Origin of the sequence: Curtobacterium sp. Leaf261, assembly GCF_001422205.1 — a bacterium.
Classification (GTDB): Bacteria; Actinomycetota; Actinomycetes; order Actinomycetales; family Microbacteriaceae; genus Curtobacterium.
Map to the genome: position 1 here is coordinate 156,712 of NZ_LMMJ01000001.1, position 21,366 is coordinate 178,077.

Sequence of the window (21,366 nt, forward strand, 5' to 3'; positions counted from 1 at the left end):
GTCGCGTCGCTCAGCTGCGCAACCAGGCGGTCGTCGCGCCCGGCAGGGCGACCGCGTCTCCCGACGGGTCGAGCGGAGCGCTCGCGAGGAGCACCTCGCCCTCGGGGAGGACGAACGGTTCGGTGCCGAAGTTCGTGACGCTCGTCCATCCGTTCGGGCGCCGGAACGCGAGCACGTCGCTCCGCCCGGTCTCGGACCAGGTGAGCGACTCCTCGGCCTGCAGCTCGCTGCGGAGCGCCAGGGCCTCGCGGTAGAGCGACAGCGTCGAGGCCGGGTCGGCCTCCTGCACGGCGACGGACACGCCACCGAACCAGGCGGGCTGCGGCAGGTGCGATCCACCGGCGCCGAAACCGTACGACGGACCGGAGTCGCTCCACGGCAGCGGCACGCGGCAGCCGTCGCGGCCGATGTCGACGCCGGGGTTCCGGAAGAACGCCGGGTCCTGTCGGTCGGCGTCGGGGATGTCGGCGACCTCGTGGAGGCCGAGCTCCTCACCCTGGTACAGGTACGCCGAGCCCGGCAGCGCGAGCTCGAGGAGCGTCGCCGCCCTGGCCCGCCGGAGGCCGAGCTCGGCGTCGAGACCCGACGGGTCGCCGCCGGCGAGCAGCCAGAGCCCGCCCTGCTTGGCGGTGCGCGCCGACTCGTCCGCGAGGGATGCACGGGCCGGGAGCCCGTACCGCGTCGCGTGGCGGACGACGTCGTGGTTCGAGAACACCCACGTCGTGGAGGACCCGGACGAGGCCGCGAGGTCGAGGTTGAACGCGATGACCTCGCGGAAGTGGTCGGCGTCGAAGTCGGACTCGAGCAGGTCGAAGTTGAACGCCTGGCCGAGGCCCTCGGCACTGGCATACCGGGCACGACGATCCGCGGGGACCCATGCCTCGGCGACCGCGGTCCTGGCCGGGGTGTACTCGTCGAACAGCCGACGCCACTCCGCGTAGATCTCGTGGACGTCGTCACGGTCCCACATCGGGTGCGAGCCGTCCTTCGGCAGGGTCTCCAGCTCGGCCTGCGTCGGGAGCACGTCGCCGAGGTCCTTCGCGAGCCCGTGCGCGACGTCGATGCGGAACCCGTCGACCCCGCGGTCCGACCAGAACCGCAGGGTGCGGAGGAAGTCGTCGCGGACCTCCCGGTTGTCCCAGTTCAGGTCCGGCTGTTCCGAGGCGAAGTTGTGCAGGAACCACTGGCCGTCGCCGACCGCGGTCCACGACGGTCCGCCGAAGATCGAGGTCCAGTCGGCCGGCGCCCCCGACCCGTCGGGGCCGGTGCCGTCGCGGAAGACGTAGCGGTCGCGTGCGAGGGACCCGGCCGGTGCCGCGAGTGCCTCCTGGAACCAGACGTGCTGGTCGGAGGTGTGGTTCGGCACGATGTCGACGATGAGGCGGATGTCGGCGTCGTGGAGCGCAGCCGTCATCCGGTCGAAGTCGTCGAGGGTGCCGAGCCGCGGGTCGACGTCGCGGAAGTCCGCCACGTCGTACCCGCCGTCGGCGAGCTCGGACGGGTAGAACGGGCTCAGCCACACCGCGTCGATGCCGAGCTCGCGGAGGTACGGGACGCGGGAGGTCACCCCCTGGAGATCGCCGATGCCGTCGCCGTTCGAGTCCGCGAAGGACCTGGGGTAGATCTGGTAGACGCTCGCCTGGCGCCACCAGGTCTCGTCGGTGGTGTCGATGGGGGTGCGGTCCGGGAGGACGTCGGTCATCATGCTCTTTCCGGTGGGGCGGTGGGTGGGTTCGGGCTGGGCTGGGCTGGGCGGGGTGCTGCGTCGCGCTACTTGATCGCGCCCTGGGTGACGCCGGACATCACCCATCGCTGCGTGATCAGGTACACGATGATCGCCGGCGCCATCGCCATGAGGTAGGACGCGAACGACACGTTGTAGTTGTTGCTGAACTGCGTCTGGAAGATCTGCTGGAGCACGGGCAGGGTCTGCATCGCCGGGTCGGCCGTGATGAGCGCCGGCATCATGTAGTCGTTCCATGACGCCAGGAAGGCGAAGATGCCGACCGTGGCGCTCATCGGCGCCAGCAGGGGGAACACGAGCCGCCAGAAGACCTGCGTCGAGCTGGCGCCGTCGATCCGGGCGCTCTCCTCGAGCTCCGCCGGGATCGAGCGGAGGAACGCGGTGAAGAGCATCACCGAGAACGACAGCTGGAACATGACGTGGAGGATCCCGACACCGATCGGGTTGTCGAGGTGGACCATCCCGGTGAGCTTGACCTGCGAGAGCGCGAGCACCGGGAACGGCAGGAACATCGCCGCGAGCAGGTAGAAGAACGACCAGCGGAACACGCGGTTCTGCCAGTTGTGCGAGATGGCGTACGCGGCGAGGGACGCCAGCATGATCGTGCCGACGACGGTGATCGCTGCCACGAGGATCGAGACCCCGAACGCCCGGGGGAACTCGGTGAGCTGCCACGCCTGGACGAAGCCGTCGACGCTGAACGGTGCCGGGAGCGAGAACGCGTTCCCGTCGACGGCCTGGCTCGTCGTCTTGAACGCCATCGAGATCGTGACGTAGAGCGGCACGAGGACGGTGAGCGAGCAGATGACGAGCAGGATCGTCGTGGTGGTGCCGGGTCGACGTCGCCCGCCGCGCCCGATGGTGCGGTCGGCATCGACGGAACGGACGCTCCCGGTGGCCGTGGACTGTGCGCCGAACGGGATCTGCGTGGTCATCAGAACGCCGCCTTTCCGCGGGTGATCCGCAGCTGGATGATCGCGATGACGACCGCGATGAGGAAGAAGATCGTGGCGTTCGCCATCTGGTAGGAGTAGTCGCCGTTCGAGAAGCCGTTGAAGATCGACATCGCGACGGAGGTGGTCGACGTGCCGGGGCCGCCGTTCGTGAGGCCGACGATGATGTCGTAGGCGTTCAGGTAGTTCTTGAACCCGATCACCATGTTGATCACGATGTAGCCGGAGATGAGCGGCGCGGTGATGGACCGGAGCTGGCGCCAGCTCGAGGCGCCGTCGAGCGACGCGGCCTCGTACACCTCGCCCGGGATCGAGAGCACGCCGGCGATGTAGATGAGGAGCGTCGACGGGATCGACTGCCATGCGGTGACGATCACGATCGAGATCCACGCGAGGTCCGGGTTCGCCAGGATGCTCTGCTCGAGCGGCGCGAACCCGATGGACGTCGCGAACGCCGGCAGGCTGTTCGAGAACAGGAAGCTGAACACGTACGCGATGACGATGCCAGAGATCACCATCGGCAGGACGAACACCCCGCGGAGCGCGACCTTCGCGCGGATCTTCGCCGTCAGGCCGATGGCGAGGAGCAGTGCGACGGCGTTGACGAGCACGACCGTGACGAGCGCGAACAGGATCGTGAACACGTACGCCGCGAGGATGGCCGGGTCCGAGAACACGGCCACGTAGTTCGTCAGGCCGATGAACCTGGACTCGCCGAAGCCGACCGAGTCGGTGAAGCTCAGGACGATGCCCATGACGGCGGGCAGCGTGATTGCGAGGGTGAACAGCACGATCGTGGGGAGAAGGAACAGGTAGAAGACCGGCTCGACGCGGCGACGTCTCGCCCGGATGCCCGCCGACGACCGCGGCGATGCGGTCCGGCGTGACGTCGACCGAGCCGTCGACGAGGTGGTGGTGGTGGTCGCCATGGTCGCGGACTCGTTTCCGTCGAGGGCTGCGGGGGTGGGTGTCGTGCTCATGCGGATCGGAGCGCGAGTCGGGACCAGTCGGCGTCCATCGACCGCAGCTGCGGCTCCGGGGCGCCGCCGAGGGCGATCGACTGCGTGTAGCTCGCGACCGGGATCTCGGCCGGGATGAGCTGTGACGCTCCGAGGTAGAACGCGGCGTCGTCGTAGTACTGCTGCATGCCCTCGAGCGTCGGGTTCGTCGTCGGTGCCGCGTTCTGCCGGACGCCGAAGCCGTTGTTGTCGCGGTTGTACTTGTCATTGACCGCCGGCTGCATGAGGTAGCTCAGGAACTCCCGCGCCGCCTCCTGCTTCCGCGAGGCCTCCGGCACCCAGAGCGCGAGGTCGACGTTGACGCGGACCTTCCGGTCGTCCGGGTCGTCCGTCATGGGGAGCGGGAAGGTCCCGAGGTCGAGCTTCGCCGTCGTCTTCGCGATCTCGCCGAGTGCCCAGGGCCCCTGCAGGTACATGGCGGCCTTGCCCTTGGCGAACGCGAGGTTCCCGTCGCCGTACCCGCGGCTCGCGGCGTCCTCGTTGGCGTACTTCGTCAGCTCGGTGACCTTGGCCATGGGTGCGGCGAGGTCCTTCTGGAACGACACGGAGGACGACGACCCGACGCCGGTGCCCTCGCGGTCGAGCGCGGTGAACAGCCGCGGGACGTCGACCATGCCGCCGATGGAGTAGTCGAAGAGGCCCTGGGCGATGGTCCAGGTGTCCTTGTAGGTGTTGTAGAACGGCGTGACGCCGGCGTCCTGGAGCGTGGTGCACACCCCGATGAGCTCGTCCCAGGTGGTGGGGACCTGGACGCCGTGGTCCGCGAAGAGCTGCTTGTTGTAGATCACGGACGCGGCGGTGATCGAGTACGGGATGGCGCTGCGTCGGCCGGGGTAGTCGGCGGTCTGCTTGAGGAGTGGCCAGAGGTCGGGGTTGATCGAGGAGGCCTCGGACATGTCGCCGAGGTCGCTCAGGGCGCCGTGCTCGACGAACGACACCATCGAGAAGTTGTAGTTCCAGCACCCGAGGTCCGGTGGCTGGTTCCGGACGAAGTTCGCCGACATGTTCGAGGTCGAGTCCCGGATCACCCGGATCTTCGACTGGCTGTCGTGGAACTTCGCGATGAGCGTGTCGAAGTACCCGATCACCTCGGGCTTCGACACGTAGAAGCGGATCGTCTCCGGCCTCGCCGATGAGGCCGAGAGCGGGGCGCAGCCGGCGAGGGCCAGTCCTGCGCCGATGCCGCCCGCGCCGAGCAGGAACCCTCGCCTGCTCAGCTGCGCCGCGGTCTTCGTTGCCTGTGGATGCACGTCATCGTCTCCGTTCGGAACGGACGCAGCATCCCGGTGCCACGTCGCGAGAGTAAATATAGCCACAAAATCTATTCACGCAACAAAAACCTCGCGATCGGGGTCCCGCCGGGCGATATGGTCGGCAGATGACCGACGAGCAGGCGATGCCGCCCGTGCCGACCCCCCGGCGCTCCAGCGCCGCGGCACTGCTCGACCACGCGTTCGCGACCGGCCCCTTCACGGCCAGCGAGGCGATCGTCGCCACCGGCCTGACCCGCTCGACCGTGCTCGCGGCCTGCGACGAGCTCGTCCGGCTCGGCTGGATCCGCGAGCTCGACGACACCCGCACCGCGGGGGAGTACCAGAAGGGGCGGCCGGCTCGCCGGTACGCACTCGACGAGCACGCCGGCCACGTCCTCGGCGTCGACGTCGGGCAGCACCGTGTCACCGCGGTGCTCGCGACGCTGCGCGGGACGATCACGGCGCGGTGCCGTCGTTCCCTAGGCGAGGCCGGGGAGGACCCGGCGGCTCGCCTCCGCGTCACGGCGGAGACCGTCGACGCGGTGCTCGCCGACGCGTCCGTGGATCCCGAGCGGATCTTCGTGACGGCGATCGGCGTGCCCGCCCCGGTCGATGCCGCCGGCAGGTCGCCCGTCGGGGACGACGGCTACTGGGCGCACATGAACCCCGGGTTCCCGGACGCGCTCCGGTCGCACGGCGTGGTCCTGGTCGAGAACGACGCGAACCTCGCGGCCGTGGCGGAGCGGTCGATCGGCCACGGTGCCGGTGCGTCCTCGTTCGCCGCACTGCTGTCGGGCGAGCGGTTCGGCGCCGGACTCATCGTCGACGGTGCCCTGCTGCGCGGCGCCCACGGCGGTGCCGGTGAGATGCGCGTGCTCGACCTCGTCGGCGGTGCGGGGTCGACGGACGGGATCGCGGCACTCGCGCGCCGGTGGGGGATCGAAGCCATCCGGACGACCGGGGTGGGGCGCACGACGTCGCTGAGTGCGATCGGCGCGGACGCGCTCACCGCGGCGGACGTCCTCGGCGCCGCGGCAGCGGGCGACCGGGTGGCCGGACGGATCGTGGAACGGCTCGGCGACCGACTCGCTCGGGTGTGCCTCGTCCTCGGGAGCCTGCTCGACATCGAACGCGTCGTGGTCGCGGGGGCGATCGCCGAGGCAGCCGGTCCGGTGATCGCCCGGGCACGGGCGATCCTCGACGCCGACCACTACGCGCCGGTCCCGGAGATCGTCGCGTCGGACCTCGGCGCGGACATCGTCGTCGTCGGCGCGGTGGCCCGGGCGCTCGACGCCGTCCGCACCGAGCCGTTGGCCTACGCGCCCGCGGTCGTCACTGTCGGCGTCTGAACCCCGCGGGCGTCGCCGATGGTGCGGGCGTCGCCGACGGCGCCGGGGTCATCGGGGTCACCGGGTTCGCCGGGTGGTCATCCGGAGCGTGACGATCTGGAACGGGCGGAGCTGCAGCCGGATCGGTTCCGCACCGTCGCCCTCGACCAGGGCGGTGCCGTCGAGCGGGTCCTCGAGGAGGTCCACCTCGTGCACCCCGTCGATCGGCACGTCGAGCGTGATCGTCGCGGACGCCCTGGCACCGTTCGGTTCGTAGAGCCGCAGCACGAGGTCACCGGAGGCGTCGTCGGCCAACTTCGTCGTCTCGAGGACCACCCGGCCGTCGATGGCGACGAGCGGAGCGACCGCGTGGTCACCGTGCAGCGATCGCTCGGGGATCCCGAGGTCGTACCCGTGGCGGACGGCGTCGTCGATCCCGGCGCCGATCAGCAGCGCGCCGTGGAACTCGTGGGCCCCCTGGTCGGTCTCCGGGTCCGGGAACACCGGCCCGCGGAGGAGCGACTGCCGCACCGTGGTGAACGTGCCCCCGTGCGGGTGCTCGTGCCGGGTGACGTCGTGCCCGTAGGAGCCGTCGTTCAGCACCGCGGCGCCCCAGCCCGCTTCGCCCACGTGCACCCACCGGTGCGCCACGACCTCGAACCGTGCCGCGTCCCAGCTCGTGTTCTCGTGCGTCGGTCGCACGAGGTGCCCGAACTGCGTCTCGAAGGCGGCCGTGTCACTGTGCACGTCGATCGGGAACGCGAGCTTCAGGATGTGCTCGCGCTCGTGCCAGTCCACGCTCGTCCGGATGTCGACGCGAGGGGCGTCCGGGGCGAGCGCGACCTCCTGGACGACGCTCGACGCGCCGTCCGCACCGAACGTGCGACGGATGCGGAGCGCGGGTCGTCCGTCGTCGAGCGTGACCGTCTCGAGCGACTCGGTCGCGTCCACGTCGACGACGGTGTTCCGGTAGTACTCGTCGACGTCCCAGGCGTCCCACTCCACCGGCAGGTCCTGGTGCACCTGCAGCAAGTTGCCGCGCGCTCCCGGCGGGATCGTCTCGCGTCCCGCGGCGTCCTGCACGGAGACGAACGTGCCGTCGTCCGCGACCACGAGGCGGACGTGGGCGTTCTCGAGGACGTGCCCCCGGGCCTCCCGTCCGATGGTCGCCGCGGCAGGCGACGGAACGGTCACCGCGACGCCGCCGGCGCCGATCCCGCGCCGTGCGGACGGCGACGCGTTCGCGGTGAGCGCGACGGTGCCGTCACCGACGAGGGCCGCCAGGGAGGCCCGGATCACCTCGTCGAGGACACGCGCGATCTCCGCGTGGCGGCGCCGGGTCTCCTGGTGCACCCAGGCGATGCCGGTCCCGGGGAGCATGTCGTGGAACTGGTGGAGGAGCAGGGTCTTCCACTGCGCGTCGAGCAGCTCGTACGGGTAGTCCCGCAGCCCCCGGACCGCCGCGGCGGCAGCCCATGTCTCGGCCTCGTGCAGGAGTCGCTCCGAATGACGGTTGCCCCGCTTGACGTCCGCCTGGCTCGTCAGCGTCCCGCGGTGCAGCTCGAGGTACAGCTCGCCCTTCCAGACCGGTGCGTCCGTGTACTCGGCCTCGGCTTCCTCGAAGAACGCACGAGGGCTCCGGACCACGACCTTCGGTGCACCCTCGAGGTCGGCCGACCTCGCCGCGCGCTGCAGCATCTCGCGCGTCGGACCGCCACCGCCGTCGCCCCAGCCGAACGGCAGCAGCGAGTGGTTCGACGACCCCTTGTCGCGGAACTTCCGCACCGAGCGCGTCAGCTCCTCGGCGCTGAGCGTGCCGTTGTAGGTGTCGGCCGGCGGGAAGTGCGTGAAGACCCGCGTGCCGTCGATGCCCTCCCACCGGAAGCTGTGGTGCGGGAAGTCGTTCGTCCGGTTCCACGAGATCTTCTGCGTGAGGAACCACCGGATGCCCACGAGCCGGACGATCTGCGGGAGGGCGGCGGAGTAGCCGAAGGTGTCCGGGAGCCAGGCCTCCCTCGCGGTGATGCCGAACTCCTCGCGGAAGAACCGCTGGCCGTGCGTGAACTGGCGGACCATCGCCTCCGAGCCGACCATGTTCGTGTCCGACTCGACCCACATCCCGCCGACCGGGATCAGCCGACCGCCCGCGACGGCCGTGCGGACGCGGTCCCAGACCTCCGGGCGGTGCTCCTTGAGCCACGCGTACTGCTGGGCGGACGACATCGCGAAGTGCAGGTCCGGCTCGCGGTCCAGGAGGTCGACGACGTTCGAGGTGGTCCGCGCCACCTTGCGGATCGTCTCGCGGACCGGCCAGAGCCAGGCGGAGTCGATGTGGGCGTGACCGATCGCGGTCACGGTGTGGGCGCTCGGGACGGCGGGCTGTGCGAGGACCTCGACGAGCTCTGCGCGCGCACGGTCCGCGGACCCGACGACGTCGCCGAGGTCGAGTGCGTCCATGCTCCGCTCGAGGGCGCCGAGGACGTTCCACCGTCGTGGGTCCCCGAGGTCGAGCGTCGCCTGGAGGTCGACGAGGAACTCGACGTCGGCGGCGAGCTCGGCGAGGGCGTGGTGCCGGACGGTGACGTCCGCGCGGACGAGACGGGCCAGCGGGACGTCGGTCGATGTCGCGCGGTCGCCCTGCACAGAGCGTTGGAAGTTCCGCGGGCCCTCGAAGAAGTTCGGGTTCGCGGCGGCCTCGACGTACAGGTCGACCGATGCCCCGGGGGTGGCGTCGAGGGGGATCCAGGCGTTGAAGGGGTTCAGCGCCTTGACCGCCGTGCCATCGGGGCGGTAGACGAGCCCCTCGGCCTGCATGCCGGACTGCACGCCGTTCCAGCCGAGGTCGACGACGGCCTCGACGGTGTCGGTGCCCGTGGCCGCCGTCACGACGTCGGGGATCGTGCCGGTGAGGTGGAACCAGGTCGTGGACCACGCGGGACCCCACGGGGTGCCGACGGCGAACGGTCGGTAGTCGACCCCCGCAGCGGCGGCGGCGTCGGGGTCGAGGCCCGGCAGTGCCGTCCGCGGTGACACCGGCTCGGCGCGGTCCTCGCCGACGGCGTCGTCGCCGACGTGCCACGCGGTGACCTCGAGCCCACCGACGACCTCGTGCACCGCCGGGACGATGCGCTCGACGAGGACCCGGCGGACGCGTCCCTCGACGAGCGCCGGATCGGCGTGCATCAGATGACCACCTTGTCGTAGTCCTTCGGCAGCTTGAACGGCGTGTACGTCTGCATCATCGGGTTGACCCGCGCCTGGGCGCGCTCGACCGCCTCCTGCGGCCCGGCCGAGCCGAGGAGGACGCTCGACCGCGCGTCGGCGAGGGAGTCCCACCACGCGCCACCGACCGGCAGCGGCGGCCGGCAGGTGGAGTCCTTCATCGCGTTGACGAAGTACTTGATGCCCTTGTCGGTCGCGTTCGGGTCCTTCAGCACGCTGCGCTCGGACGGCACACCGGTCGCGGGCTTCATGTACGTCGTCTGGCCCTTGACGCCCGTGTAGTACTTCATGAACTCCCAGACCGCGGCGTTGTGCTTCGAGCCCTTCGGCATGCAGAGCGCGAACCCGCCGGACCACGTGAACGGGTCGTCACCGGCCTGCATGACCGGCAGGTTCGCCGTCGTGTAGTCGAGGTCCTTCGGCCCGTAGTCCCGGAACGTCGACACGTTCGCCGGCACGGTGACCATGAACGCCATCCGGTTGTTGAGGAATGCGAGCTGCCCCGGGGGGTGTCCCGTCGGCTCGTAGGTCGCGATGAACGTGTCCGCGTCCTTGTAGCCGAGGCGCTTCGCCCAGTCCTCGTAGAACTCGTAGATCGACCGGACGTCGGGCGAGTCCATCGTCATCGCGCCCTTGCTCTGGTCGTAGTAGCTCGCGCCGAGTCCGAGACCCCACGTGAAGGGCCACCCTTCGCCGTACCAGGGGATGAAGCCCATCTCGGTGTAGTCGCCCCCGCCGTCCTTCTTCGACAGCTTGTCGTTGACCTCGGCCATCCGGTCCATCGTGACCGGCCCGTTGTGCTGCCAGTCGAACTCGTCCGCGTCGATGCCGGCCTTGCCGAGCATGGTCCGGTTGACGAACATGCCGCGGGCGTCGGTGTCCATCGGGAGTCCGTAGGTGTCGCCCTGGTAGGTGAGCTCCCCGATCGTGAACCCGAGCCAGTTCGACAGGAACTCGGCCTTGTCGTCCTCGTACTTCTCGATGAGGTCGTCGATCGGCTCGATGAGCCCGATGGCGGCGTACTGCGCGGCGCTGAAGCGGTCGAGCAGCCACAGGTCGGGCGCCGTGCCGCCCCGGACGGCCGTGATGACGCTCGTGGCGTCCCCGGTGCCCTGCGACGGCACCTCGTTCACGCGGACGTTGATCTCCGGGTGCGCCTTCGAGAAGTCGCTGATGATCTTGTCCTGGAACTTCACGAACGTGCCGGTGACGCCCCAGAGCGACACCGAGTCCGGCGCGCTGCTGCCCTGACCGGCGCAGGAGGCCAGGAGCAGGGCGAGTGCGCCCGCACCGCCGGTGGCGGCTGCGCCGCGGAGGAACGTGCGGCGGTCGAAGGCGTTTCCGACGTTGGTGGAGGTCACTTGAAGCTCCCGATCTGGATGCCCTTGAGGAAGGTGCGCTGGAAGACGAAGAACAGGACCACGAGCGGCGCGATGATCATCACCGCGGCGGCCATCAGCTGGTTGAACTGGAAGTCCTGCGTGTTGTTGAGGCGGAACACCTGCAGACCGATCGACAGCGTCTGCACGTTCTGGTCCTGCAGGTAGATGAGCGGTCCGAGGAAGTCGTTCCACGCACCCACGGCGGCGAAGATGCCGACGGTGACGAGTGCGGGCTTGGCCGACGGGAACACGATCCGCCACAGGACGCGCCACTCGGACGCGCCGTCCATCCGCGCAGCGTCGAGGAGGTCCTTCGGGATCTGCAGGAGGAACTGGCGGAGCAGGAAGATGTAGAACGCGGAACCGAAGAGGCTCGGGACCACCAGCGGCAGGAACGTGTTGATCCAGCCGAGGCGCGCGTACAGGTCGAACATCGGGATGAGCGTCACCGGGAACGGGATGAACAGCGTCGCGAGCACGACGTAGAAGAGCTTGTCCCGACCGCGCCACTCGATGCATGAGAACCCGTAGGCGATGACGAAGTTCGACACCATCGAGAAGACCGTCACGAGCGCCGTGATGATCACGGTGTTGCGGAAGAAGGTGAAGAACGGCATCGCGTTGATCGCCTTGCCGAAGTTGCTCCAGTCGATCCAGTTCGGGAACCAGGTCGCGGGGAACTGGCCGAGCTCTTGGTTGCCCTTGAGCGCGGAGATGATCATCCAGTAGATCGGGATGAGGAACAGCAGGCTCATCGCGATGAGCACGACGCGGGCGATCACCGAGGACCAGATCGACCGGATCGATCCGTCCGCGTTCCGGGATTTCTCACCGCCGCCCTTCGCCGGGCGGACGGTCTCGATCGAGGACGTCGTCGTGTGGTGGGTGCGATCAGTGGTGGTGGTCATGTCACTCTCCCGAGACGTCGTAGTTGACGAAGCGCCGCGACAGCCAGTAGACGAGTCCGGACAGGATCATCCCGGCGAGGAACAGCAGCACGGCCATCGCGCTCGCGAACCCGAGCTGTGCGTAGCTGAAGGCGTTCTTGTAGAGGTAGAGCATGTAGAAGAGCGTTCCGTTGTCCGGTGAGCCGAGCCCACCGGTCCCGGACGAGATCACGTAGGCCTCGGTGAAGACCTGGAGGCCGTTGCTGATGCCGGTGATGAGGTTGAACAGGATCGCGGGGGAGATCAGTGGCAGGGTCAGCGCGAAGAACTGGCGCATCCGCCCGGCACCGTCGACGCGCGCTGCTTCGTAGAGGGTCTTCGGGATCCCGCGCATGCCCGCGAGGAACACCAGGGCCGCGTTCCCGGCACCCATCTGCGCGAGTGCGACGATCACGAGCTTGGCGGTCGTCGGGTCGCCGAGCAGGTTCGTCGTCGGGACGCCGACCGCCTTGAGCACCTCGTTCACCAGCCCGGACTGCGGGTTCACCAGGACGACGAAGATGAACGAGAGGGCGAACGTCGGGACGAGCGACGGGATGTACAGGGCCGTCCGGTACCAGGAGATCTCCTTGACGTCCTGGTTCATCGCGAGCGCGATGACGATGGCGACCACGATCCCGATCGGCACCGCGAGGACGGCGTAGAACAGGGTGTTCCCGACCGCGGTGTGGACGAGCGGGTCGATGAACGTCGCGACGTAGTTGCCGAAGCCCACCCACGTCGGGGTGTTCATGCCCGAGTACCGCGTCAGGCTGATGATGAACGAGTAGATCAGCGGGTAGCCGATGAAGACGAGGACGCCGACGATCCACGGGGAGATGAACAGCAGCCCCATCCGGATCCGGCGCTTCTCCGCGTTGCTGAGCGGAACGTGCTGTCTGCGGAGGCGAGGCACCTTCGCACTCGTGGATCGGGCCGCGGCATCGCTGCCGACGGCCCCCGGTCGTGTCGTCGTCGTCACGTCATCCCTCTCGTCGTCGAGCGGCCGGGGACTGTCGGCCGTGGGGTGGGTCATCATCCCGATGAATTAATCATTCCAATTGATTGACAAATTCACCTGAACACGGATGCTATGGAGACAACACGCCGTCCGTCAAGCGTGCTCCTCCGCATCGGCGGGCCAGTTCTGCAGGGAGGAACGGCTGATGGAACAGGGAACCAACCTCACCAAGGTGGCCGGTTTCAACCGGTCCGTCGTCCTCGATGCGGTGCGCCGTGCTCCGGACGGCGTCACCAGGATGGCGATCAGCGACCGCAGTGGTCTGACCCCGCAGGCGGTCTCGAACATCGTCAACCGGCTCCTCGACGACGGTCTCGTCCGGGAGGCAGCCCGGGGCGTGGACCGCACCACCGTCCGCGGGGCTCCGGCCCGACGTCTGGAACTCGTCGGGGCGGCCAGGTACGCCGTCGGAGTGCACCTGGACCCCGCGCACATCGAGGTCGTGCTCCTCGACCTCGGCGGGGACCGCGTCGGCGCAGCTGCGCTCGACGACGTGGACGTCTCGACACCGGAGCGGACCGTGGGCGCGATCGCCGGGGCGGTGGACCGGCTGGTGTCCGGAGCGGGGATCGCGGACGACCGTGTGCTCGGCATCGGCCTCGCGGTCCCCGGACCGATCGACGAGACCGGCACGACGCTCCTCGGTCCCTCGCAGCTCCGCGGTTGGGGCCGTGTCCCGCTCGTCCACGACCTGGCCGAGGCGACGGGTCGGCCGGTCCGGCTCGAGAAGGACGCGGTGGCTGCCGCGCTCGGGGAACGGTGGATCGACACGGCGCGGTCGACCGAGGACGTCGTCTACCTGTACGTCGGACACGGGGTGAGCGCGGGTCTGGTCATCGGCGGTTCGGTCGTGCGCGGTCGGAGCGGGAACGCGGGGGAGTTCGGCGACGTGCCGGTGCAGGCGCACGGGATGTGGGGGCCGCTGTGGCAGGCGTGTCAACCGCTCCAGCTGCTCCAGCGCGCCGACCGTACACAGCCGGTCGTGCACGCCGATCCGCTGACGACCGCGGGCCTGGCAACGACGGCGACACCGGCCGACGTGCGACGTGCGTTCCGGGCGCTCGTCCGCCGCGCCGACACCGACGACCGGATCGCCGTGCTGCTCGCCGGCGCCGGCGACGCCCTGGGACAGGCGCTCGCGAGCGTCGTCGACCTGCTCGACGTCGACCGGGTGGTGCTCGGCGGGAGCACGGTGCTCGCGGCCCGGTCGTTCCTCGTGCCGTCGCTCGTCGCGGCGCTCGACCGGCGCGTCAAGTCGATCGGACCGATCCGCGTCGACGTCACCGACCTCGGCGAGACCGCCGTGGCGTGCGGCGCGGCCTGTGCCGTGCTCGAGGCGGCGTTCGCCCCCACCGCATCGGGGCTGGCACTGCTTCCGCGCCGTGGGACCGGCGGCGCGCCCGTCATCGTGCGTCGCGACATCGCCAGACCGCTCTGACGCGGTGAACGCGGTGAGCGCGGCGGCCGGAGCGCGTCACGATCCGGCCACGGCACGGATCCGGTCCGCCGCGGACCCACCTCCGGGCGGGCCCGCACCGAATGGGGAGCACCACCACCACGACGTGGCCGACGACAGGACGGTGACACCATGCTCGAGCCAGGCACGTACCGGAACGAGCGCGACGCCGTGATCGTCGTCGAACGAGTCCTCGTCGGCGTCGGTGCGCACGGCTCCGGCAGCGGTGGTGAGCTCGTGTACGCGGCCCGCGCCGTCGACACGACGGGGACGATGCCCGACGAGGGGCTGCTCGTCACCGAGCACGCCCTGCACGACGCGGGGTACCGCCTGCTCGGAGCTCGGTGACGCGTCCTCGTTCCCAGACTTCTCCAGGACCGCTGAACGCGCGCCCGGTAGTCTGAACGCGAGCACAGAACGTCCCGAAGGTTCCTGCTGTTCCGTCCCGTTGCATCCGTCTCCCCGCTCCAGAAGAGGTGACCCCTGCTCCTCGTCCTCGCAGCCTTCGCCGTCGCGGCGGTCGTCATCCCGATGCTCGTCCGCGTCCTCGGCACGCGTGCGTTCGCGGTCGCGGCGATCGTGCCAGCGGCGGCCTTCGTGTCGGCGATCGCGATGACCCGGTCGGCGTTCGACGGCGGTGTCGAGACGATCGTGCCCTGGATCCCGCAGCTCGACATGTCGCTCGCGTTCCGGCTCGACCCGCTCTCGTGGCTGCTGACGCTCGTCGTCACCGGGGTCGGCGCGCTCGTGCTTCTCTACTGCACCCGGTATTTCTCGCGGACCGAGCCGAACCTGGCACGTTTCGCCGGGGTCTTCACGGCGTTCGCGGGGTCGATGTACGGACTCGTCGTGGCCGACGACGTCTTCCTGTTGTTCGTGTTCTGGGAGGCGACGACCGTCTTCTCGTACCTGCTCATCGGGCACGACCCGAGCAAGCGGACGAGCCGGGCCTCCGCGATGCAGGCACTCATGGTGACGACGTTCGGCGGCCTCGCGATGCTGGCGGGGCTCGTGCTGCTGTCCGTGCAGGCGGGGAGCTCACGGCTGTCGGACATCGTCGCCGCGGCGCACGACGGCGCAGCGGGCATGACGGCGCCGATCGTCACGGTCGCGATCATCCTCGTGCTGGTCGGCGCGCTGTCGAAGTCCGCGATCGTGCCGTTCCACTTCTGGCTGCCGTCCGCCATGGCCGCACCGACCCCCGTGAGTGCGTACCTGCACGCGGCGGCCATGGTCAAGGCGGGGATCTACCTCATCGCCCGGCTCGCGCCCGGCTTCGCGGAGGTCCCCGGCTGGCGCGAGACCATCGTCGTCCTCGGCGTCACCGGCATGCTGCTCGGCGGGATAGTCGCACTCCGTCAGACCGACCTCAAGCTGCTCCTCGCCTACGGCACCGTCGCGCAGCTCGGGTTCCTGGTCACCGCCGCGGGCTGGGGGAGCGAGGCGGTCGCACTCGGTGCGGTCGTGCTGCTCCTCGCGCACGCCTGCTTCAAGGCCACGCTGTTCCTGACGGTCGGCGCGATCGACCACGCGACGGGGACGCGCGAGCTGACCCGGCTGAGCGGCCTCGGTCGCCGGTCGCCGGCCCTCGCGGTCATCGCACTGCTCGCGCTGGTCTCGATGGCCGGCCTCCCCCCGACCCTCGGGTTCGTCGGCAAGGAGGCGGTGCTCACCGGGTTCCTCGACGCCACGTCCGGTGTCGCGCCGGCCTGGGCATGGATCGCGCTGGTGGGCGTGACCGCGGGGTCGGTCCTCACGGTCGCGTACAGTGCGCGGTTCTTCTGGGGAGCGTTCTGGCGGAAGCCCGGCGTGGCCGAGGCGCACCCGCACGACCTCGTCCCGCTGCTGCCGGTGCCGGCGTCGCTCGGGCTCGCCGGCCTGGTCCTCGGCACGGTCGTCGGAATCGTCGGACCGTTCCTCGAGCCGGCGGCGCACGGACTGCCGGCCGACGGCGAAGTCGCGCACCTCGCGCTCTGGCACGGTCTCGAACCCGCGCTCGGCCTGTCCGCCGTGACGCTCGTCGGCGGACTCGCCCTGTTCACGGTGCTGTACCGCCTGCGCGTCGGGGCGTCCGCCGTCCGACCGGCACCGTCCCTCCACACCGGTTCCGTCCCCACCCACCATGCGCCGACCCGTGTGCGGATGCCGAGCGCGGCCGGCAGCTACCGCGCGGTCATGCGGGGCATCGACCGCGGTGCAGCGGTGACGACCGCGAGCGTGCAGCGCGGGTCACTGCCCTACTACCTCACCGTGATCCTGTCGGTCATGGTCGCTGCCGCGGTCGTGAACCTCGTGCTCGGCGGACCGTGGACGATCCACCTCCGGTTCCAGGACACCTGGGCGCAGCTGCCGACCGTCGTCATCATGGCGATCGCGTCGATCGGGGTGCTCACCGCGCGGACCCGGTTCGCCGCGGCGCTCCTCGTCGGCATCACCGGCTACGGCATGTCCGTGCTCTTCGTCATCCAGGGTGCCTACGACCTCGCGTTGACCCAGCTCGTCGTCGAGACCGTCACCCTCGTCGCCTTCGTCCTCGTGCTCCGCCGGCTCCCCCCGCGCATCGCCGAGGCGAACCCGTCCCGGTTCCGGGTCGGTCGCGCCGTCTTCGCAGCACTCACCGGTGTGACCATCGCCGTCGTGGTGGTCGTCGTCGCGTCGAGCCGCGGCGCCGACCCGATCTGGACCGAGCTCCCGGCACTGACCAGCTCGTTCGGTCACGGGCAGAACGTCGTCAACGTGGCGCTCGTCGACCTCCGCGGCTGGGACACCATGGGCGAGCTCAGCGTCGTCGTCGCCGCGGCCACGGGCGTCGCGAGCCTGGTGTTCGTCAAGTCCCGCGAGGACACCCTGCCCCGACTCCGCGGCTCGCAGTCCCGACTCGGCGACGGGGCCAGGGACGCGGACCACACCGGCCCCGCGGACCAGGGCGACCGCTCCCGTGCCGCGGCCGCCGGGGGACCGCGCATCTGGCTCCCCACGTCCGACGTGATCCCGACCGGCAGGTCAGCGCTCCTCGACGTCGTCGTGCGCCTGCTCTTCCACGGCATGGTCGTCCTGTCGATCTACCTGCTGTTCGCCGGGCACAACCTGGTCGGTGGCGGGTTCGCGGGCGGGCTCGTCGCTGGCATCGCGCTCGTCGGCCGCTACCTGGCCGGCGGCGCGGCCGAACTCGGTGCCGCAGCCCCGATCCGCGCCGGGCGACTGCTCGGCCTCGGGCTGGCGACGGCGGCAGCGACGGCCGTCGTCCCCCTGTTCTTCGGCCAGGACGCACTCGAGAGCACCTTCATCGACGCGACCGTCCCGATCCTCGGCCACGTCGAGTTCGTCACCGCGACGTTCTTCGACATCGGCGTGTACCTCATCGTCATCGGGCTCGTGCTCGACGTCCTGCGGAGCCTCGGCGCCGAGGTCGACCGGCAGGGCCGCGAGGAACGCTCGGCGCGGAACGGCACCACCGACGAACGACCAGAGCGCATCGACATCACCGAGGGGAGCGACGCATGACCATCAGCCTCGTCCTGGTCATCGCGATGGCGGTGCTGTTCGCCTCGGGGGTGTACCTGCTCCTGGAGCGGAGCCTGACGCGGATGCTGCTCGGCTTCCTGCTCCTCGGGAACGCCGTCAACCTCCTGCTGCTCATCATGACCGGCGCGGCGGGCCGGCCGCCGATCGGTGACGACCCCGCCGGCATGACCGACCCGCTGCCGCAGGCGTTCGGGCTGACGGCGATCGTCATCACGTTCGCGGTCAGCGCGTTCCTCCTCGCGCTCATCTACCGGTCATGGAACCTCTCGCGTCGTGACGAGGTCGACCTCGACGAGGAGGACGTCGCGATCGGACGCCTCCGACCGGACGATGACGACGCCGACGACGTCGACGCGGACGACGACGCGGACGGCGACGACGCGGACGGCGGCCCAGCGGACGCCGCCGGCGACGACGACGCCGACCGGACCGTCGGAGAGGCACGCCGATGATCGCCCTCGTCCCGCTCCTCGTCCTCCTCCCGCTCCTCGGGTCCGCCGTCGCGCTCGGACTCCTCCGCCACCAGGGCGTCCAGCGCGTCGTCACGGTCACAGTCCTCGCGCTCGTGGTGACCATCGCGGTGATCCTGCTCATCGAGGTGGACCGCCACGGCACCCTCGTCATGCAGGTCGGCGGGTGGGCGGCCCCGTACGGCATCTCCCTCGTGGTGGACCGGCTGAGCGCGCTGCTGCTCCTGGTGTCCGCGGCCGTGCTCCTCGCGGTCCTGCTCTACTCCGTCGGGCAGGGCCTCGCCGACGACGACGCCGACGCGCCCGTCACGATCTACTACCCGACCTACCTGGTGCTCGCAGCCGGGGTGCTCAACAGCTTCATCGCCGGCGACCTCTTCAACCTCTACGTCGGGTTCGAGATGCTGCTCGTCGCGAGCTTCGTGCTGATCACGGTCGGCGGGAGCGCCACCAGGGTGCGGGCCGGCACGACCTACATCATCACCAGCCTGGTGTCGTCGGCGATCTTCCTCACCGCGATCGGCCTGGTGTACGGCGCGACCGGCACGGTGAACCTCGCGCAGATCAGCCAGCGCGTCGCGGACCTGCCGCTCGGGACCCAGCTGCTCCTGCACTCGATGCTGCTCATCGGGTTCGGGATCAAGGCCGCGGTGTTCCCGCTGGCGTTCTGGCTGCCGGACTCCTACCCGACGGCTCCGGCCCCGGTCACGGCCGTGTTCGCGGGCCTGTTGACCAAGGTCGGCGTCTACGCGATCATCCGGCTCGAGACGATCGTGTTCCCGTCGGACACCCTGAACCCGGTCCTCATGGTGGTCGCCGCGCTGACCATGATCGTCGGTGTCCTCGGGGCGGTGTCGCAGACGGACATCAAGCGGCTGCTGTCGTTCACGCTCGTGAGCCACATCGGCTACATGGTGATGGGCATCGGCCTCGGGACCGTCGCCGGCACGGCCGCCGCGGTCTTCTACACGGTGCACCACATCCTCGTGCAGACGACCCTGTTCCTCGCCTCGGGGCTCATCGAGCGAGCGGGCGGGTCGACCTCGACGCGTCGGCTCGCCGGACTCCTGAAGGCCTCCCCACTCCTCGGGGTCCTGTACTTCATCCCCGCACTGAACCTCGGTGGCATCCCGCCGTTCTCCGGGTTCCTCGGCAAGGTCGGTCTCTTCCGGGCGGCCGCGGAGCAGGGCGGTGTGCTCGCGTACGTGCTCATCGGCGTCGGCACCGTGACGTCGCTCCTCACCCTGTACGCACTCATGCGCGTGTGGGACGCCGCCTTCTGGCGCCCGCGCCGTTCGATCGCCGCGGCCGCGGCACCGCACGCGGACATCGTCGACCGCGCGGGCCACGTCGACCGTGCGGGCCACGCCGACCGCACCGGGGCCGACACCGGACACGACGACGACGTGACCATGGACCCGGCCGAGCGCGCGACGTCGGACCTGACACGATCCTCCAGGCCGGTGGGGACGACCGCGGCACCGCACCGGACGGGAGGCACGGCGCAACCGGCCGAGCCGCTCGCGGCTCCAGGGACCCGCACCGAGGTGGCGACCGCCTCGTCACCGGAGGACGGTGCGACGTCCACCGCGGATCCAGAACCCGCGCACCTGCCCCGCATGCTCGTCGGCGTCACGGCGACCATGGTGCTCGCGACACTGGCGCTGACGGTGTTCGCCGGTCCGCTCTACGGGTACGCGACGCGCGCCGCGCAGAACCTCGAGTCGCCGACGGCGTACGTCACGGCGGTCCTCGGCTCGGGCGGCACCAGCGGCCAGGACGGAGGGACCGCACCGTGACCGCAACACCGCCCCCGTCCACGCACGCGCACGCGCCGAGACTGGCCCTGACCTGGCGGTACGAGATCCCGCTCGTCCTCGGGCTCGTCGTGCTCTGGGCTCTGCTCTGGGGCTCGTGGACGCCGCTGACCCTCCTCACCGGCATCGTCGTCGCCGTCCTCGTGACGCAGACGCTCCCGCTGCCGCCGATCCCGCTCTCGCCGCGCGTCGACCCGTTCCGGCTCATCGTGCTCCTCGTGGTGTTCGTCGCGCAGGTCGTCGTGGCCTCGTTCCAGGTCGCCTGGATCGCCGTCCGTCCGAGGGGGGCGCCGACGAGTTCGATCATCCTCGTCCCGCTCCGCACGACGTCGGAGCTCACCTTCACCCTCGCGGTGCTCGCGATCTCGCTCGTGCCGGGTTCCTACGTGGTGGACGTCGACCTCGATCGTCGGCGGGTGCTCCTGCACGTGCTCGACACCCCCACCGAGGCGCACGCCGACGCCGCACGGTCGTCCGCGCGCGCACTCGAGGCCCGGGTTGTCAGGGCGCTGGGGTCGACCCGGGACGTGGAGGCACTCCGATGATCGTGATGCTCGCCGTGATCGGCCTCCTGGTCAGCGCGACCCTGGTGCTCTCGGTGCTCCGGATCCTCCGGGGCCCGACACTCATCGACCGGATGATCGGCTCGGACATCGTCCTGACGACGGTGCTCATCGTGCTCGCCGCCGTCGCGGTCGTGCACGGGGACCTCACGGTGATCCCGGTGCTCGTGGTGATCGGGGCGACGAGCGTGTTCGCGACCGTCGCCGTGGCCCGGGTCATCACGCCGACGTCGAACCCCGACGGGAGTGAGGACGCATGACCGAGATGACCGCCTACCTCGAGACCATCGGTCTGCGGGCGTGGATCGCCCTGGCGCTCCTCCTCGTGGCCGCGCTGCTGTCACTGTCCGCGGGCATCGGCATCACCCGGTTCCTCGACCCGCTGGCCAGGCTGCACGCGATGGCGAAGCCGCAGGTGCTCGGGCTCGCCTGCGCCCTCGCAGCGATCGTCGTGGCCGTCGGCACCTGGACGGCGTTCTGGGTGGTCGTCCCGGTGATGGTCTTCCAGCTGTTCCTCGTCCCGGTGTCGACGCACATGATCGCGCGGGCCGGGCTCCGCGACGGGGACTACCGCGAGGACGCACTCCTCGTCGACGACACCGACGACCACCACCGCGCGCCCTGAGCCTCGACCGGCTCCCGACCCGGTCACACCCTGCGTTCGTGGATCCTCGCCACGGCCGTGTA

Annotated in this window: 17 protein-coding genes; 9 read left to right on the forward strand and 8 right to left on the reverse strand. The window is 70.2% G+C overall.

What is annotated here, in order from left to right:
• Window positions 1-10: 10 nt before the first annotated feature.
• From ASF23_RS00685 to ASF23_RS00700, 4 genes are all read right to left on the reverse strand, one after another.
• A complete protein-coding gene (locus tag ASF23_RS00685; RefSeq protein WP_055948985.1) occupies window positions 11-1,702 on the reverse strand; it encodes a glycoside hydrolase family 13 protein in 1,692 nt (563 codons plus the stop codon).
• 68 nt (window positions 1,703-1,770) lie between these two features.
• The gene (locus ASF23_RS00690; RefSeq protein ID WP_082473666.1) at window positions 1,771-2,679 is read right to left on the reverse strand and encodes a carbohydrate ABC transporter permease; all 909 of its coding nucleotides are present in this window, start codon (window positions 2,677-2,679) and stop codon (window positions 1,771-1,773) included.
• Window positions 2,679-3,626, reverse strand: a complete 948-nt coding sequence (locus ASF23_RS00695; RefSeq protein WP_055948991.1) for a carbohydrate ABC transporter permease — start codon at window positions 3,624-3,626, stop codon at window positions 2,679-2,681. Before ASF23_RS00695 ends, ASF23_RS00690 begins: the two co-directional genes overlap by 1 nt.
• A 47-nt stretch (window positions 3,627-3,673) precedes the next feature.
• Window positions 3,674-4,966 carry an ABC transporter substrate-binding protein gene (locus tag ASF23_RS00700; RefSeq protein WP_055947568.1) on the reverse strand — a complete coding sequence of 431 codons (1,293 nt, stop codon included), beginning with the start codon at window positions 4,964-4,966 and terminating at the stop codon, window positions 3,674-3,676.
• A gap of 128 nt (window positions 4,967-5,094) precedes the next feature.
• Between ASF23_RS00700 and ASF23_RS00705 the strand changes: the two genes are divergently transcribed.
• Complete coding sequence (locus ASF23_RS00705; RefSeq protein ID WP_055947571.1) at window positions 5,095-6,318, forward strand: ROK family protein; 1,224 nt, start codon at window positions 5,095-5,097, stop codon at window positions 6,316-6,318.
• 57 nt (window positions 6,319-6,375) lie between these two features.
• Here ASF23_RS00705 and ASF23_RS00710 read toward each other — a convergent pair whose 3' ends face one another.
• Genes ASF23_RS00710 through ASF23_RS00725 form a run of 4 tightly spaced genes read right to left on the reverse strand, consistent with a single transcriptional unit; the run spans window position 6,376 to window position 12,809 of the window.
• The gene (locus ASF23_RS00710; RefSeq protein ID WP_055947575.1) at window positions 6,376-9,480 is read right to left on the reverse strand and encodes an alpha-mannosidase; all 3,105 of its coding nucleotides are present in this window, start codon (window positions 9,478-9,480) and stop codon (window positions 6,376-6,378) included.
• Complete coding sequence (locus ASF23_RS00715) at window positions 9,480-10,880, reverse strand: ABC transporter substrate-binding protein (RefSeq protein ID WP_055947579.1); 1,401 nt, start codon at window positions 10,878-10,880, stop codon at window positions 9,480-9,482. Before ASF23_RS00715 ends, ASF23_RS00710 begins: the two co-directional genes overlap by 1 nt.
• Window positions 10,877-11,809, reverse strand: coding sequence for a carbohydrate ABC transporter permease (locus tag ASF23_RS00720; RefSeq protein WP_055947581.1), 933 nt, complete (start codon window positions 11,807-11,809; stop codon window positions 10,877-10,879). Before ASF23_RS00720 ends, ASF23_RS00715 begins: the two co-directional genes overlap by 4 nt.
• A gap of 1 nt (window position 11,810) precedes the next feature.
• Window positions 11,811-12,809 (reverse strand): carbohydrate ABC transporter permease, encoded by a 999-nt coding sequence (locus ASF23_RS00725; RefSeq protein ID WP_235510730.1) that lies wholly within the window; start codon window positions 12,807-12,809, stop codon window positions 11,811-11,813.
• Window positions 12,810-12,993: 184 nt separating this feature from the next.
• On the opposite strand from ASF23_RS00725, the gene ASF23_RS00730 reads away from it, so the two are divergent.
• The 8 genes from ASF23_RS00730 (at window position 12,994) to ASF23_RS00765 (ending at window position 21,304) form a co-directional block, all read left to right on the forward strand.
• A complete protein-coding gene (locus ASF23_RS00730) occupies window positions 12,994-14,286 on the forward strand; it encodes an ROK family transcriptional regulator (RefSeq protein WP_055947583.1) in 1,293 nt (430 codons plus the stop codon).
• A gap of 150 nt (window positions 14,287-14,436) precedes the next feature.
• Window positions 14,437-14,652, forward strand: coding sequence for a hypothetical protein (locus ASF23_RS00735; protein ID WP_055947584.1), 216 nt, complete (start codon window positions 14,437-14,439; stop codon window positions 14,650-14,652).
• Between the two features lie 135 nt (window positions 14,653-14,787).
• The gene (locus ASF23_RS00740; RefSeq protein ID WP_055947588.1) at window positions 14,788-17,808 is read left to right on the forward strand and encodes a Na+/H+ antiporter subunit A; all 3,021 of its coding nucleotides are present in this window, start codon (window positions 14,788-14,790) and stop codon (window positions 17,806-17,808) included.
• On the forward strand, window positions 17,805-18,281 hold the full coding sequence (locus tag ASF23_RS00745) for a Na(+)/H(+) antiporter subunit C (RefSeq protein WP_055947591.1): 477 nt from the start codon (window positions 17,805-17,807) through the stop codon (window positions 18,279-18,281). Before ASF23_RS00740 ends, ASF23_RS00745 begins: the two co-directional genes overlap by 4 nt.
• On the forward strand, window positions 18,278-20,098 hold the full coding sequence (locus ASF23_RS00750) for a Na+/H+ antiporter subunit D (protein ID WP_055947594.1): 1,821 nt from the start codon (window positions 18,278-18,280) through the stop codon (window positions 20,096-20,098). Before ASF23_RS00745 ends, ASF23_RS00750 begins: the two co-directional genes overlap by 4 nt.
• On the forward strand, window positions 20,095-20,661 hold the full coding sequence (locus tag ASF23_RS00755) for a Na+/H+ antiporter subunit E (protein ID WP_082473668.1): 567 nt from the start codon (window positions 20,095-20,097) through the stop codon (window positions 20,659-20,661). The genes ASF23_RS00750 and ASF23_RS00755 overlap by 4 nt, the downstream gene beginning before the upstream one ends.
• A complete protein-coding gene (locus ASF23_RS00760) occupies window positions 20,658-20,939 on the forward strand; it encodes a hypothetical protein (RefSeq protein ID WP_055947596.1) in 282 nt (93 codons plus the stop codon). The genes ASF23_RS00755 and ASF23_RS00760 overlap by 4 nt, the downstream gene beginning before the upstream one ends.
• A complete protein-coding gene (locus ASF23_RS00765) occupies window positions 20,936-21,304 on the forward strand; it encodes a cation:proton antiporter (protein ID WP_082473669.1) in 369 nt (122 codons plus the stop codon). The genes ASF23_RS00760 and ASF23_RS00765 overlap by 4 nt, the downstream gene beginning before the upstream one ends.
• The last annotated feature ends 62 nt before the right edge of the window (window positions 21,305-21,366 follow it).

Excerpts from the sequence above, each read along its gene's own strand:
- ASF23_RS00685 (WP_055948985.1), bottom strand. The coding sequence starts at position 1,702 with ATGACCGACGTCCTCCCGGACCGCACCCCCATCGACACCACCGACGAG.
- ASF23_RS00690 (WP_082473666.1), bottom strand. The coding sequence starts at position 2,679 with ATGACCACGCAGATCCCGTTCGGCGCACAGTCCACGGCCACCGGGAGC.
- ASF23_RS00695 (WP_055948991.1), bottom strand. The coding sequence starts at position 3,626 with ATGGCGACCACCACCACCACCTCGTCGACGGCTCGGTCGACGTCACGC.
- ASF23_RS00705 (WP_055947571.1), top strand. The coding sequence starts at position 5,095 with ATGACCGACGAGCAGGCGATGCCGCCCGTGCCGACCCCCCGGCGCTCC.
- ASF23_RS00710 (WP_055947575.1), bottom strand. The coding sequence starts at position 9,480 with ATGCACGCCGATCCGGCGCTCGTCGAGGGACGCGTCCGCCGGGTCCTC.
- ASF23_RS00720 (WP_055947581.1), bottom strand. The coding sequence starts at position 11,809 with ATGACCACCACCACTGATCGCACCCACCACACGACGACGTCCTCGATC.
- ASF23_RS00730 (WP_055947583.1), top strand. The coding sequence starts at position 12,994 with ATGGAACAGGGAACCAACCTCACCAAGGTGGCCGGTTTCAACCGGTCC.
- ASF23_RS00735 (WP_055947584.1), top strand. The coding sequence starts at position 14,437 with ATGCTCGAGCCAGGCACGTACCGGAACGAGCGCGACGCCGTGATCGTC.
- ASF23_RS00745 (WP_055947591.1), top strand. The coding sequence starts at position 17,805 with ATGACCATCAGCCTCGTCCTGGTCATCGCGATGGCGGTGCTGTTCGCC.
- ASF23_RS00750 (WP_055947594.1), top strand. The coding sequence starts at position 18,278 with ATGATCGCCCTCGTCCCGCTCCTCGTCCTCCTCCCGCTCCTCGGGTCC.
- ASF23_RS00760 (WP_055947596.1), top strand. The coding sequence starts at position 20,658 with ATGATCGTGATGCTCGCCGTGATCGGCCTCCTGGTCAGCGCGACCCTG.
- ASF23_RS00765 (WP_082473669.1), top strand. The coding sequence starts at position 20,936 with ATGACCGAGATGACCGCCTACCTCGAGACCATCGGTCTGCGGGCGTGG.